This is a genomic window from Flavobacterium sp. CFS9, from assembly GCF_041154745.1.
Taxonomy (GTDB): domain Bacteria; phylum Bacteroidota; class Bacteroidia; order Flavobacteriales; family Flavobacteriaceae; genus Flavobacterium.
On the sequence record NZ_AP031573.1, the window covers coordinates 2,111,038 to 2,126,808 of the forward strand.

10 protein-coding genes are annotated in these 15,771 nt (G+C 37.0%); 8 read left to right on the top strand and 2 right to left on the bottom strand.

Annotated features, from left to right (window positions below):
* Positions 1–131: 131 nt before the first annotated feature.
* From ACAM30_RS09310 to ACAM30_RS09320, 3 genes are all read left to right on the top strand, one after another.
* Positions 132–2,771: a TonB-dependent receptor gene (locus tag ACAM30_RS09310; protein WP_369618236.1), complete on the top strand. Its 2,640-nt coding sequence runs from the start codon at positions 132–134 to the stop codon at positions 2,769–2,771.
* Positions 2,772–2,845: 74 nt separating this feature from the next.
* Entirely contained in the window at positions 2,846–4,066 is a 1,221-nt protein-coding gene (locus tag ACAM30_RS09315; RefSeq protein ID WP_369618237.1) for a sugar MFS transporter, read from the top strand.
* A complete protein-coding gene (locus ACAM30_RS09320; RefSeq protein WP_369618238.1) occupies positions 4,056–5,921 on the top strand; it encodes a trehalase family glycosidase in 1,866 nt (621 codons plus the stop codon). Before ACAM30_RS09315 ends, ACAM30_RS09320 begins: the two co-directional genes overlap by 11 nt.
* Positions 5,922–6,147: 226 nt before the next feature.
* On the opposite strand, the gene ACAM30_RS09325 is transcribed toward ACAM30_RS09320, so the two are convergent.
* The gene (locus ACAM30_RS09325) at positions 6,148–7,122 is read right to left on the bottom strand and encodes a polyprenyl synthetase family protein (RefSeq protein ID WP_369618650.1); all 975 of its coding nucleotides are present in this window, start codon (positions 7,120–7,122) and stop codon (positions 6,148–6,150) included.
* A 374-nt stretch (positions 7,123–7,496) separates the two neighbouring features.
* Here ACAM30_RS09325 and ACAM30_RS09330 point away from each other — a divergent pair, with 374 nt between their 5' ends.
* The 5 genes from ACAM30_RS09330 (at position 7,497) to ACAM30_RS09350 (ending at position 14,470) form a co-directional block, all read left to right on the top strand.
* A complete protein-coding gene (locus tag ACAM30_RS09330; RefSeq protein WP_017494629.1) occupies positions 7,497–8,018 on the top strand; it encodes a YceI family protein in 522 nt (173 codons plus the stop codon).
* Between the two features lie 108 nt (positions 8,019–8,126).
* Complete coding sequence (locus tag ACAM30_RS09335) at positions 8,127–8,726, top strand: TetR/AcrR family transcriptional regulator (RefSeq protein WP_369618239.1); 600 nt, start codon at positions 8,127–8,129, stop codon at positions 8,724–8,726.
* A 61-nt stretch (positions 8,727–8,787) separates the two neighbouring features.
* Complete coding sequence (locus ACAM30_RS09340; RefSeq protein ID WP_369618240.1) at positions 8,788–10,122, top strand: TolC family protein; 1,335 nt, start codon at positions 8,788–8,790, stop codon at positions 10,120–10,122.
* Positions 10,123–10,133: 11 nt separating this feature from the next.
* A complete protein-coding gene (locus ACAM30_RS09345; RefSeq protein WP_369618241.1) occupies positions 10,134–11,201 on the top strand; it encodes an efflux RND transporter periplasmic adaptor subunit in 1,068 nt (355 codons plus the stop codon).
* A gap of 92 nt (positions 11,202–11,293) precedes the next feature.
* A complete protein-coding gene (locus ACAM30_RS09350) occupies positions 11,294–14,470 on the top strand; it encodes an efflux RND transporter permease subunit (protein ID WP_369618242.1) in 3,177 nt (1,058 codons plus the stop codon).
* Between the two features lie 349 nt (positions 14,471–14,819).
* Here ACAM30_RS09350 and ACAM30_RS09355 read toward each other — a convergent pair whose 3' ends face one another.
* Positions 14,820–15,656, bottom strand: coding sequence for a hypothetical protein (locus ACAM30_RS09355; protein ID WP_369618243.1), 837 nt, complete (start codon positions 15,654–15,656; stop codon positions 14,820–14,822).
* Between the last annotated feature and the right edge of the window lie 115 nt (positions 15,657–15,771).

A 15,771-nucleotide genomic window follows, 5' to 3' on the forward strand; every position in this document is an offset into this window, starting at 1 on the left:
AAATTAACTTCCGAAAACGTTTTAGGGGATTTCGAAAACGTTTTCGATTTAGAATTCTTAAATTAGAGTTAATTCCTTGAGTAAGTTTACATTTCATAAATGAAAGATTTACTAACTAAACCAAAAAAAACATGAAACAGCAACAATCTTATTTAAGCATATTATTACTGATATTGTGCTTAATTTCTGTTCCAAACCATTTGTTTGCACAAAATAAAAATACCGTTTCCGGAAAGGTGCTTGATGATAGCGGACAAACTATCCCGGGAGCCAATGTTTCGCTTAAAGGAACTGATAAAAATACGATTACAGATGAAAACGGAAGATTTGTATTTTCCGATATTCCTGCAGGAGATTATACCATTGTAGCCACTAATGTGGGATATAAAACTTTCGGGAAGCCAATCACCATAAAAGAAGGAGAATCTCTGGAGGTTAATTTACTTCTGGAAGGAGAATCGCAAAGTTTAAAAGAAGTGGTAGTAACAGGGTCTTCAAGTCCGAGATCGAAATTAGAATCCAGTGTGGCCATTACCACAATGGGAGCTAAAGCAATTGAAGACAGAGCGCCGTCAAGTACAGCCGCTTTATTGCAGACAATTCCGGGATTTGTGGTGGAAGCTTCGGGAGGGGAAATTGGGAACAACCTTTTTGCCAGAGGAATTCCGTCTGCAGGAGCTTATGAGTATGTACAGATTCAGGAAGACGGATTGCCGGTTTTTGAAGATGGAGCTTTACAGTTTGCAAATGCCGATACTTTTTACAGATTAGACGAAACGGTGAGTAAAATGGAAGCGGTTCGTGGAGGTTCGGCCTCTATTTTTGCCAATAATGCTCCGGGAGGAATCATTAATTTTATTTCTAAAACAGGGCAGAATGATTTTCAGGGAAGAGCTAAACTCTCGACTTCGGATTATGGAATGTTCAGAACTGATCTGAATTTATCAGGGGCTTTAATTCAGGATAAATTATTCTTTAACGTTGGAGGTTTTTACAGAGCTGATAATGGGGTAAGAAATACTGGTTTTACCGCTAATAAAGGAGGACAGATCAAAGGAAATATTACCTATAAATTTGATGACAACGATTATTTGAGAATTAACTTCAAACATCTGGACGACAGAAATGCGTTCTACTTACCGATTCCGTTAAAAAGTAATAATGGTAAAATCGAAGGAATTCCGGGCTTTAATCCAAATTATGGAACATTGACTTCAGTAAATTTCAGTCGTTTGAATGTGCCTCAATATGGAGGAGGAACTTTTACAGCAGATTTAGAAGACGGATCTCATCCGATCATCAACTCGATTGGTGCTGAATTTAAGAAGAAGATATCGGACAAGGTGACGTTCAAGAATGCTTTTAAACAGACGAATATCAATTTGAATTACAATGCTATTTTTCCAAATGGAGGTCCGTGGACACAAGATGCTTATGCAACAGGAGTTCAGAATACAACAGCCAGTAACCTGACGTATTCTTATGTGGATAACGGAGCAACTCTTGATCCGAATGCTTTAATCATGAGAGCAGATCTTTGGCACATCGAGAAAAAGATGAACAATTTTGCGAATAATTTCTCTTTTGCGTTTGATTTAGACCCTGTAAAACTGACTGCTGGTTACTATTATTCCAACTGGAAATCGAATCAGTACTGGAACTGGAATTCGTATTTAGTGGGAGTTTCAGACAATCCGAGACTTTTAAATGTAAAAGACAATACTACGGGAGTAAATCATACCTGGAATGGAGTAGAGAGAATTACATGGCTGGAAAGAGACGCGCAAACTAAAGGAGTTTTGAATGATGTTTATGCTGATGCCGAAATTAAAGCGACAGACAAGCTGACTTTCAATGCCGGTTTACGATACAACAAAGACAAGTATTCGGGTTACAGAGACAATGCGAGATTTTTTGCAGAGAATTTAGGAGTTTTAGACAACAATACAGCCGATGATAAGGTAACAACGGTAAAAGGAAATCCATACACCTACTGGAGATATGATGTGAGTGAATGGTCCTATACCGCTGCCGGAAACTACAAATTCAATGATAATATGGCTTCGTATGTGCGTTACAGCCACGGTTTCAGATCGCCTATTGAAGAGTCTTTTTATGATAATGCAGCCGATTTGAGCAAGCTGGAAAACACAGAAGTAAATCAGTTTGAGCTGGGGTATAAATATTCTAATTCTTTCTTCAATGTGAATGCGAACTTATTTCATATGAATTTGAAAAATGTTGCCTTTACTGATATTTTATCGGATGGATCCTCTGAGAATAAATTCGCCGACGTAAACAATATTGGTCTTGAGGTAGAAACCAATGCCAGATATAAAATGGTAAAAATGAACTTTACTTTCACCGTTCAAAAACCGGAGTACGATAATTTTACTGGCACCAATGCTGACGGATCTACTTTTAATTTTAACGGAAATACAGCCAGAAGAATTCCTAAGTTTTTCTGTAACTTAAGACCGGAAGTTGATATTACGAAAGCGCTTAATGCTTATGTGCAGTTCTCTTATTACGATAAAAAATTCACGAATCAGGACAACAAGCAGGTTTTGCCGGCTTATAAAGAAGTGGGGGCAGGATTAAATTATACCTATAATAATCTTCGTTTTGCAGTTGATGCTTCTAACCTGTTCAATGAAATTGGTTTAACCGAAGGTGATCCAAGACAGACTACTTCTGCAGCCAGTGATGTTTTTATGGCTAGACCAATTTTAGGACGTGCCTTTAGATTTTCGGTGGCGATTAATTTTTAGGAGAATGTGGGATGTGAGATGTAGAGTACGTTCGAAACTTGAAACATTCCCCAAATAAAAGACAAACAAAAAAAATGAAAAACATAGGAATCAAAATCTCACTTTACCTTAATTATTTTGTCTTCGCTATTCTGCTGAATAGCGTGGGCATTGTGATTTTGAAATCGCAGAAAAATTATGGAGTAGATGAAGTTCAGGCGAGTATTTTAGAAGCGTTTAAGGACATGCCTATTGCGATTGTTTCCTTTTTTATAGCCTCTTTTTTGCCCAGAATCGGATATCGAAAATCCATGCTGATTGGTTTGGGACTGGTTACTCTGGCTTGTATTTCTATGTATTTTGGAAATTCATTCGACAATGCTAAAATTCTCTTTGCAACAGTAGGAGTTTCGTTTGCCTTGATTAAAGTTTCGGTTTACTCCTTAATTGGTACCGTGACCGAAACCAAAAAAGAACACAACGCTTTAATGAGCAGTATCGAAGGTTTTTTTATGGTTGGAATTGCACTGGCTTATTTTTTATTTCCTGCCTTTAATGATGAAAACGATCCAAATTCATGGTTAAATGTATATTGGTTATTGGCAGGATTATCTTTTTTGTCCTTTATGTTTTTATTGTTTGTGAAGTTTGAAGAAAAAGAAGCAGCAGCAGGAGCAGACCTCAGAGACGATTTCATGCAGATGTTCCGTTTAATGGCGAAATTGTTAACGGTTATTTTTGTCATCAGTGTCTTTTTGTTTGTGATGATTGAGCAGGGAATACTTTCGTGGCTGCCTACATTCAATACCAAAGTGCTTCATCTGCCGGAAAATATAAGCATCATGATGGCTAGTATTTTGGCCATTTCACTGGCAGCCGGAAGGATGATTGCGGGAATTGTCACTAAAAAAGTGGGCTGGATCTGGGTGCTGAGTTTCTGTATTCTTTCGGCCATGCTGATTGTGGTTTTTGTACTTCCAAAAACCGTCGGATTAGAAGTAAAAAGTATCAATACCTTCGCAGATATACCCTTAATTGGTTTCGCATTTCCTCTAATCGGATTGTTTATTGCGCCGATTTATCCGCTGTTAAATTCCATTGTATTAAGTGCTCTGCCTAAAAACCTGCAAAGTTCGATGACAGGATTAATTGTGATTTTTTCGGCTCTTGGCGGCACCTTAGGCTCCAGAATAACAGGCTGGCTGTTTAAAAATGAAGGGCCCGAAAAGGCATTTTATTTTACATTAATTCCAATGTCTTTATTATTAGTGTCCTTTTTTATTCTTAAAAAAATAACTGCAAAAGATGAAATTTAAACTACATATATCCCAAACTATCGAAAAACTATTGGCTCAGGAAGATACTGACGGCGATAAAAAAATAACGATTGATGATCATGGTCCGAAGCGATTTTTACTGAATGACGAAGAAGGAAATTCAACCGTTATTGAAGGTACTTATCAGCTTTCAAACTTGTTGCAGGAATTGGCTTTGGCCAAAAAAGAAAATGTGGAATTTGCTGAAATTAGTCTCGATCAAATTGTAGAGAATCCTGTAAAAAGAATCTCCGGAAAAATAAAAAACCTGTACTGGAAAGGTCTGACCCGTACGATCGATGCCAATGGGGTGAAAAAAATACTGGAAGATAATAAAATAGAAAATGCGATTTCGTATTTGTATGTGCCTTTTGGAGATGAAATCGTTTTTGATTATTTCAAAAAACTGGAAGCCGTAACGCCAAAGTTAAAAGTGGTACAAATGCCAAGACACATTACACCTGAATATGTCATGTCGCTCAATCAAAAACCGGGCATACTGGCTTTGGCACTTCAAATTAAAAACAATGAAATTTCAGGAGTTCCCTTTGTGGTTCCTGGCGGAAGATTTAATGAAATGTACGGCTGGGACAGCTATTTTATTGCCAAAGGACTTTTAATAGATGATAAAATAGAACTGGCTTTGGGAATTGCAGAGAATTTTAAATACCAGATAGATCATTACGGAAAAATACTAAATGCCAATCGGAGTTATTATTTAACCCGCACGCAGCCTCCGCTTTATACGTCCCTGATCAGAGATGTTCTGGAAAAATCGAATCCGGATATTTTTTGGATTGAAAGACATTTAAAAACTGCGATAAAAGAATATCAGACGGTTTGGATGGAAGAAGGCAAAAGACTTACCGCTAATGGATTGAATCGTTATAAAGCAGAAGGAATTGGACTTCCGTTTGAAGTAGAAGAAGGGCATTTTGATGATATTCTGGAACAATATGCGCCAAAATACAATTTGTCGACCCGCGAGTTCGAAAAAAAATATCTGGAAAGAGAAGTGGTCGATGCTGAACTGGATAAGTATTTTATTCACGACCGAAGCATGCGAGAAAGCGGTCATGATACGACCAACAGGCTGGTTGAAATTTGTGCCAATTTAAATACCGTTGCGATCAATAGTCTGCTTTATAAATACGAAACCGATATTGCTTTTTTGATTCGGAAGTATTTTAAAAACGAATTTCAATATTTTGAGGATCAGTCTTTTTCAGGCGAATATTGGCTTGCGAAAGCAGCTTCGAGAAAAGAAAAAATCAATCAATTGTGCTGGAATTCGGAGTATGGATGTTATCTGGATTATAATTTTGTAAATGAAGAGCAGCATTTTTTTGAGGCTGCCACTACTTTTTATCCGCTTTGGGCCAAAATCAGTACACCCGAACAGGCAGATATTTTGGTGAAAAAGACCCTGCCGAAGTTTAAAATGAAAGGCGGAATTGCAGGAAGTACCAAAGAATCGATTGCAGGGGTAGACGAAAACGCACCTGTACGTCAATGGGATTATCCGTTTGGATGGGCACCGCATCAAATGCTTTTGTGGGAAGGCCTGCTGCATTATAATTTTAATGAAGAAGCACAGGAAATGGTGTACCGCTGGCTTTGGCTGATTACCAGAAATGCGGTGGATTATAACGGAACCATTCCCGAAAAGTTTGATTTATCGATCAGTTCGCATAAAATCTTTGCAGAATACGGAAACGTCGGAACCGAATTTGATTTCATCCCCGAAGAAGGTTTTGGATGGATGAACGCTTCGTACCAATATGGTTTAACCATTTTAGAAGAAGATTTAAAACAGAAATTATCAGAGTTGGTTGATCCGGATGAACTTTTTTAATCCGGACAAACGCGACAGGTTTTTAAAACCTGTCGCGTTTTTTGAATGAAATTTCTTGGTTAATAGGGCTTCGACTTCGCTCAGCCTGACACAATGTTATCATGTGAATTATTGTGTCAGGCTGAGCGAAGTCTGTTGTCAAGTCGAGTAAAATCGATGGTCAGACTGATCAAAGTCGATGGTCAAACTGAGCGGAGTCGAATGTCCGGCTGAGCGGAGTCGAAGCCTAAACTCTTCTTCCCATCAAATTCTCCCCGAAAGTACGCAGGATGTTTCTTTTTTCGGAAGTAAGCTCCATTCTGTCAAGCGTTTCAAAAGCTTTAAGAGTATACATTTCAATGGCGTCCTGAGTGGCTTTTGAAGCACCGGATTCATTGAAAATAGCCTTAACGGTTTCAATTTTATGAGTATTGTCTTCTAATTGCTGACCAAATAATTCTTCTAATTCAGCTGTTTTTTCAGGAGAAGAAAATTCTCTTGCTTTGAGGTATAAATACGTTTTTTTGTTTTCGATAATGTCTCCCCCAACTTGTTTTCCGAAAGTTTCCGGATCTCCAAAAGCATCCAGATAATCATCCTGAAGCTGGAAAGCCAGACCTAAATTCAATCCGAAATCATAGATTAAATCCCCTTCTTTTTCAGATGTTTTGGCTACGATGGCTCCCATTTTCATAGCAGCAGCAACCAGAACAGCTGTTTTATATTCGATCATTTTCAGGTATTCCGGAATTGTAACATCGTTTCTTTTTTCAAAGTCAACGTCCCATTGCTGTCCTTCGCAAACCTCAAGAGCTGTTTTGCTGAATAGTTTTGCCAGGTTTCTGAAAACAATCGGTTCGTATTGCTCAAAGTACTGATACGCAAGGATAAGCATTGCATCACCGGACAAAATTCCGGTGTTGAGATCCCATTTTTCATGAACGGTTTCCTGCCCTCTTCTCAGAGGCGCATCATCCATAATATCGTCATGTACAAGCGAGAAATTATGAAAAACTTCTACCGCCATTGCAGCCGGAAGTGCTGTTGTATATGGAGTGTTAAAAACTTCAGCGGCCATCAAAGTAAGTACGGGACGAATTCGTTTTCCGCCGAGGCCCAGAATGTATTCAATAGGTGCGTAAAGATTTTTGGGTTCTTTTCGTATGCTTTGGTTTTTTAAGTAATGAATAAAAAAATCCTGGTACTGACTAATATCGTGCATAAAATGAAATTCTGATTTGCGAGGCCCAAAGATACGATTCATTATGAATTATTGCGTTTTTAAAATTTTAAAAGATGGTGGAGGAATTAGATAATAGAGGTAATTTGATAATTTGATAATGGGTTTTGGGTGTAAGTGCGGAAGGTTTCGACTCTGCTCAACCTGACATTTACGTGATGATAGCGTTTGTCAGCCTGAGCGGAGTCGAAGGCGGTTTTGGACTTGTTTTAAAAATATTTAAAAAAAACTTGGAAACTTTTTTGGTATTCAGAGTTTCCTGTCTATATTTGCACCGTTGAATAGGAAACTTGAAACACTGAAATAGTTTCCTTGTAGAATTGAGAAATGTATAACCTCAGTAAAAACAGTAATTTATGAAAACAACATGGACCTTAGATTCTAGCCAATCAGATGTTTTGATTAAAATGAGACATTCGATTATTGCTTACATGGGAGGAACTACAAATAAATTTGGTGGTTATGTGAATATTGAAGACAATGAAGTAGAAGACGCATCGGTTGAGTTTTCGCTTGACATTAACAACAAGATTGATAATTTTCAGCAAATCGATACTTATTTACAACTGCAGGATTTGTTTGATGTAAACGAACATCCGATTATTAGTTTCAAATCGACTTCGTTTCAAAAAGTAAACAACAATATTAATTTTTTCAAGGGTGACTTAACGATTAAAGATGTTACCAAAGTGGTAGAACTTGATGCTGAATTTATAGGGGTTAATACTTATAATGGTGAGAAGAAAGTTGCTTTTGAAATCAAAGGTGACATTAAGCGTCAGGATTTTGGTTTAGATTATAACTCGTTCAGTCATAATGGAGGTTTGGCTTTAGGGAAAGACATTAAGCTTATTGCAAATTTAGAGTTTAGCATATAAATCTTATGGACTGTAGTAAATTAATGTAAAATTATTACAAATATTACGGAAACTATTTTCGTGAGTTTAGTTTCCTCAGTATATTTGTGATGCAATTTGAAAATTAAAATGAAAGAGAAAATTATAGCAAAAGCAAGTGAGCTGTTTTTAAAACTTGGATTTAAAAGTGTCACAATGGATGATATTGCAGGTGAAATGTGTATTTCGAAAAAAACGATTTACAAGTATTTCTGTAATAAAGAGGTCCTGATTGAGGAAAGTACATCGTTGGTTCATAAACAGGTACACGAAATAATTGACACTATTGTAGCGAAAAATTACAATTCTATTCATGAAAATTTTGAAATCAGAGAAATGTTCAGAGACATGTTTAAAAACAATACCGATACTTCGCCCATTTATCAGCTAAAAAAACATTATCCGGAGATTTATCAAAACATATTGAGTCAGGAAATTGATTTGTGCAGTCACTGGTTCAGAAAGAATATTGAAAAAGGAATTCGGGAAGGGCTTTATCGCGAAGATCTGAATGTAGACGTTTATGTGAAATTTTATTATACCTTAATTTTTCACATTAATGAAACTACCGTTTCGGAAAGCGAAGCTCAAAAAATAGAACTGGAGGCACTGGAATACCACACCAGAGCTATGGCGACAGAAAAAGGAATAGTAGAATTGGAAAAACAGCTTAAGAAAATCAAAGTATAATCATCAATTAATAATAGTATGATTTTTTAAATCATCAACACAAACAAATATCTAACAGCATATGAAACGAATAGTTCTCATTTTTTTGTGTACAATAGGTCTGTCGGCCAGTGCACAAGTCACACGTTTAACCCTAAAAGACGCGCTTACTTATGCGCTTCAAAATAAAGCCGATGCTAAAAAGGCGAAACTTCAGGTTGAAAACAGTGAATACAAAATACAGGAAATACGCTCAAGAGCTTTGCCTCAAATTTCGGCAAACGGAAATTTAACACACAATCCGATCATTCAGACTACGGTAATTGATGGTGCAGGATTTGGTGCTCCGGGGACAACTATTCAGGCAGCATTTGGTCAGAAATGGGTTTCGACTGCCGGAGTTTCTTTAACACAGGCTATTTTTGATCAGTCTGTTTTTACAGGATTAAGAGCAGCAAGATCTACCCGTGAATTCTATCAAATCAACGATCAGTTAACAGAAGAGCAGGTTATTGAAAGAGTAGCTAATAACTACTATTCTGTTTACGTACAAAAAGAAAGGCTTACTTTATTAGACAGTAATTATGTTAATACTACTAAAGTTCGTGATATCGTAAAAGGACAGTTTGATAACGGTTTGGCTAAGAAGATTGATTTAGATCGTATCATCGTAAAAATGTCAAACATTGATACCGAACGTCAGCAAATTAAAAATCAGATTACGTTACAGGAAAATGCGTTGAAGTTTTATATGGGAATGCCAATTGATACTCAAATTGACATGCCAAAAGAAGAATTTGAAGTGGTTCCTGCTTCCTTAACGGAACAGCCTAATACGGAAAACAGAACAGAGTACCTGCTTTTGAAAAAACAACAAGAGCTTCTGGTATTCAATAAAAAAGCAGTTGAAGCAGGATATTACCCAACACTTTCCTTAACAGCAGGGTATAACTACATTGGTCAGGGACCTCAGATGCCTTGGTTTGCAAAACCTTCTCAGGGAGTATACTGGTCAGATTTCTCTGCAATTGCGTTAAACCTGCACGTACCAATCTTTACCGGATTCGGAACTCGTGCAAAAGTAAGACAGGCAGATGTTGAGTTAAGATCGCTTGAGGAAGATATCAAGGATACCAAACTTTCGCTTGATCTGGATTATAAAAATGCGATGGCACAAATCGATAACAACCTTGTGACAATCACTAATCAGAAAGAAAATATGCGCTTAGCGACAGAAATCTTAAGCAATACAAAAAACAATTATCTTCAGGGGTTAGCTTCTCTAACAGACTTATTAGATGCAGAAAACGCATCACTTGAAGCACAAAATAATTATACCAGAGCCATTTTAAATTATAAAATAGCTGAAGTAGCATTAATCAAATCAAAAGGCGAACTTAAAACTCTTATTAAATAACTAGAAGTACAATGAAGAAAACTATTATAACAATCGTAATCATAATCGCATCTCTGGGCGTGATTGGATATATCTTAAATAAAAATAAGAAAGAGAACAAGGAAAAAACAGATATCGTAGCAGAAAAGAATGCTGCCGTTTCCGTAAAAGTATCTCCGGTTAAAACAGAAGAAGTTTCACTTGATTTCGTAGCAAACGGAAACTTCCAGCCAACCCAGCAATTGACATTTTCTGCTGAGAAATCAGGAAAAGTAATCAGTGTTCTGGCTAAAGAAGGAGACTATGTAAGAGTTGGTCAAACGTTATTAACAATGAGAGGAGACGTTATTAATGTTGATGCTCAAACTGCAGAAGCGGCTTATCAGAATGCAAAATCAGATTACATGAGATATGAAAATGCTTATAAAACCGGAGGGGTTACTAAGCAGCAGGTAGACCAGGCAAAACTGGCTTTAACCAATGCACAGTCGCATTTGACACAAGCAAAAATCAATGTTGGTGATACCAGAGTAAAAGCTCCAATCAGCGGTTTTATCAACAAAAAATACATCGAGCCGGGATCTATCTTAACCGGAATGCCTGCAACAGCTTTGTTTGATATCGTAAACGTTTCTAAATTAAAATTAGTAGTTACCGTAAACGAAAATCAGGTAGCGAGTTTAAAAACAGGAGATCATATCAACGTAACAGCAAGTGTTTATCCGGATAAGACTTTTTCAGGTAAAATTACTTTCATTGCTGCAAAAGCAGATGAATCTTTGAATTTCCCGGTTGAAATTGAAATTACTAATAATACAAACAATGACCTGAAAGCGGGTATGTACGGAACGGCAAACTTTGCATCGAAACAACAAAAACAACATCTTATGGTTGTACCTAGAAATGCATTCGTAGGAAGTGTGAGCAGTAACCAGATTTTCGTAGTAGAAAAAGGTATTGCAAAATTAAGAAAAGTAACTGCCGGAAGAATTTTGGGTGATAAAGTAGAAATCATCAACGGATTAACTGATGGAGAAACTGTAATTGTAACGGGGCAAATCAACCTGCAAGACGGTAACACAGTAGAAATTATTAAATAATTGTACCGCTTTAAGCCTTACGCCGTAAGCTTTAAGCCTTTAATAAGAGCCTAAAGCCTACAGCGTATAGCCTACAGCCTAAAATAACATATATGAAATTAGCCGAAATATCCATCACACGTCCGTCGTTGGTAATTGTACTCTTTACAATTCTAACATTAGGTGGACTGTTCAGCTACAGCCAGTTAGGTTATGAGCTGATCCCGAAATTTGAACAAAACGTTATTACCATTTCTACCATATATCCGGGAGCTTCTCCAAGTGAGGTAGAAAATACAGTAACCAAGAAAATTGAAGATGCGATCGCATCCTTAGAGAATGTTAAGAAAATTGACTCGAAATCGTACGAGAGTTTATCTATTGTTTCGATTACACTAACATCTGAAGCAAAAGTCGATTTCTCTCTGAATGATGCACAGCGAAAAATAAACGCGATTATTAGTGATTTACCGGAAGACGTAAAAACCCCGGCACTAACCAAATTCTCGCTGAGTGATTTACCAATCATGACGCTTGGTGCCAACGGAAAAATGGATGAGGCAGAATTTTATGACTTAATCGACAAAAAAATTGCTCCTATTTTATCCCGTGTGCAGGGTGTGGCTCAGGTAAATATTATTGGTGGTTCAGAGCGTGAAATTCAGGTAAATCTTGACGCACTAAAAATGCAGGGTTACGGATTATCTATTCCGCAGGTACAGCAAAATATTCTGACTTCGAATCTGGATTTCCCAACAGGTAATATCCAGACACGTGATCAAAAGATATTGATTCGTTTAGCAGGTAAATATAAAAGTGTTGAAGAATTAAGAAACTTAGTGGTTTCTTCTCAAAACGGAATTCAGGTTCGTTTGAAAGATATTGCCGATGTTCAGGATACTCAAAAGATCGCTGAAAAAATATCACGTGTTGATCAGAAAAGTGCGATCGTTTTGCAAATTGTAAAGCAATCAGATGCAAATGCGGTTGCGGTAAGTGAGCATTTATTAAAGACAATTGCAACTCTTGAAAAAGATTATAAAGCAAACCAGTTAAAACTGGAAGTAGCAAAGGATAGTACCGTTTTTACTTTAGAGGCGGCAGACTCTGTAGTACATGATTTATTAATTGCGGTAGTACTGGTAGCTTTCGTAATGTTGTTCTTCCTTCATAGTATCAGAAACTCGCTGATTGTAATGGTGTCGATTCCGGCCTCTTTGATTGCTACTTTTATCGGTATTTATTTAATGGGATATACTCTGAACTTGATGAGTTTATTAGGATTATCTCTTGTAGTGGGTATTCTGGTGGATGATGCGATTGTGGTATTGGAAAACATCTACAGACACATGGAGATGGGTAAAAGCCGAATTCGTGCTTCTTATGACGGAACAGCAGAAATTGGAGGTACCGTAACATCGATTACTTTAGTAATTGTGGTGGTATTCCTTCCGATTGCGATGAGCTCCGGATTAGTATCTAACATTATTACACAATTCTGTGTGACGGTAATTATTTCAACGATGTTGTCGCTTTTAGCTTCTTTTACCATTATTCCTTGGTTGTCTTCTCGTTATGGTAAATTAGAGCATATTGAAGGAAAGAATTTATTCGGGAGAATTATTCTTGGTTTCGAAAGTTATTTAACACGTTTTACAGACTGGGTTTCTCATTTATTAACCTGGTGTCTGGATCATTATATCAAAACATTTGCAGTAGTAATTGTATTGTTTTTTGCTTCAACAATTGGTTTGATGGCAGGTGGTTTCATTGGGGGAGAGTTCTTTGCTTCTTCTGATAGTGGGGAGTTCTTAGTTCAAATCGAAATGCCGAAAGATGCTTCGTTAGAGCAAACCAACTTCATGACCCAGAAAGCAGAAGCTTATTTGAAAGGACAAGAATATGTTCACAGTCAGATTACAACGGTAGGACAAACCAGTGAAGGTTTTGGAGCATCGCAGGCAACGGCTTACAAGGCGGAGATCGACGTAAAAATGATCGAACAAAAAGATCGTACTGACGATGCTAACGTTTACGCAGCAAAAATCAAGCGTAAGTTAGAAAAAGTATTAGTTGGTGCTAAAGTAAAAACCGTTCCGGTTGGTATCTTAGGAACAGCCGAAGATGCTACATTAGGATTGATCGTAACAGGTCCGTCAACAGAAAGTGCTATGGCATTTGCTAAATTAGCAGAAGCAGAATTACGTACAATCCCGGGAACGACAGAGATCAAATTAACGGTTGAGGACGGAAACCCGGAGATCAACGTTAAAGTAGATCGTGATAAAATGGCAGCGTTAGGATTAACACTTCAAACCGTTGGTTTAACCATGCAGACTGCTTTTAGTGGAAATACAGACGGTAAATACAGAGCCGGTGAATACGAATACGATATCAACATCAGATACAATGCATTCGACAGAAAAAGTATTACGGACGTTAGTAACCTGATTTTTATTAACGCAGCAGGTCAGCAAATTAAATTGTCTCAGTTTGCAGACATTACAGAAGGTTCAGGGCCTAGCCAGTTAGAGCGAAGAGATAAATCGGCTTCGGTAACGGTAAAAGGACAAAACGTTGGGGTGCCATCTGGAACAATCGTTCAGCAATGGCAAGCCAAATTAGACAAACTGAAAAAACCGGCTGGTGTAAACTACATCTGGGGTGGTGACCAGGAGAACCAATCAGAAGGATTTGGTACTTTAGGAATCGCTTTGTTAGCCGCTATTATCCTGGTTTACCTGGTAATGGTGGGACTTTACGACAGTTTCGTTCACCCGTTCGTAGTATTGTTTGCTATCCCGCTTTCGTTTATCGGTGCGATGTTAGCCTTGGCTTTGACCAACAACTCATTGAATATCTTTACGATTTTGGGGATCATCATGTTGATCGGTCTGGTGTGTAAAAATGCGATCATGCTAGTCGATTATACCAACCAGAGAAGAGCAGCAGGTGAATCCATTCGTACAGCCTTAATTCAGGCCAACCACGCTCGTTTGCGCCCAATTTTGATGACCACTATCGCGATGGTATTCGGTATGTTCCCAATTGCATTAGCATCAGGAGCAGGAGCTGAGTGGAAAAACGGTTTGGCATGGGTAATTATCGGAGGATTGATTTCGTCTTTATTCCTTACCTTAATTGTGGTTCCGGTTATCTATAATATCATGGAGAAAATCATTCATAAATTCTCTAAAGGAGAAAAAATCAACTACGAAGCAGAAATGTTCGCCGATTATACGCCAACAGAATTAAGCGAAGATGGTTTTAATCCTAAACATACCCATTAATAGTTTTGATTTTTAATAACGAAATTCTATAGCCCGAACTTGGAATTTCAACGAAAGATCCCAGATTCCTTTATTAAATTGGAATTTGGGATTTTTTGTGGTTTAAAAGTTTGATAGTTATTGACAAGAAATTGACTCGTAAAAGCATTCATAAATACTCTTTTGGAAGTAAAAAAAAATAATAATATTCAACACATAGAAACATAGATTTCTAACAAACGATAAAGAATATTTAAAAAGAAATACATTTCCTTCACCTAGAACTATGAGTTTTATTTGAAGTGAAATGCCTAGTTTTCAATGAAAAAACTATGTTTCTATGTGTTTAAAAAAAGTTACCCTCAACGGGTTAAATGAGAACTTTTTTAATGTGCTGGTTTTCTATAGCCGTGTGTATTTTAGTAGACAGTTCGTTATAATCGGGGTTGTAGTTGTCCCAGATTTTCCATACATCGTCTCTTTTTTTGATGAAATAAGTTTGTCTGTTCACCTTATTCAGTACAATCGTAGTGACGTCATTTTCGTTTTTCCATTCCAGATTCCAAAACTCCTTCACCGTAAGAATAGCGATATTTTCTTCGATACTTGAAATCTTAAAATCATAAAGTTCATAATTAGACCGGTTATCTTCGCAGTTTAAATGATATTTTAAGGTAGAGTAATTCTCAAAGAGATCCTTAATCCTTTTGGCAAAAGGGCCTTCTTTGAATACAAAATCGCATAATCCATCCATACTAATGACAGGTAATTTTTGTAAAGAATTAAACTCTTCCCGGCAATAATCACTAATCAGTTTTTCAAAAAAGGTACCTGATTCCATTTTATTTTCAGACTCTAAAGTTTTTAACGTGTCTGTCGCTTCATCATTCAGAAAATGATTTAAAGAAGGATAGCCGATAAAAATAGCCAGCTTATCAAGACTTTTTAAAAACCGCAAATCAGAGTTTTTGGTTTTAGTAGAGTCATTGGTGAAAATCCTTTGCAAGGTCATGCTCGAGATAGAACAGCCAAGTTCATTTCTTTTGGAGCCCTGCATAAATTCCGATTTCTCTAAAACATCAGAGATTATTTCCGAAAGGATAATGTAGTGTGCTCTTTTCCATTCTGTAACACCGGAGAGGGTACTGTTTTGTATGATTGGATGTGATTGTATGCCCTTTATTAATTTTTCTATTATGATTTCCATAGGCGAATTTTTTAATAATTGACGTTCGTTTTGACGATAATTAAAATACAATTCCTGTTAATTAAATCCCGATTACAGATTTGTGTGTAAGATAAGTTATTGTTGTGATCTTTTT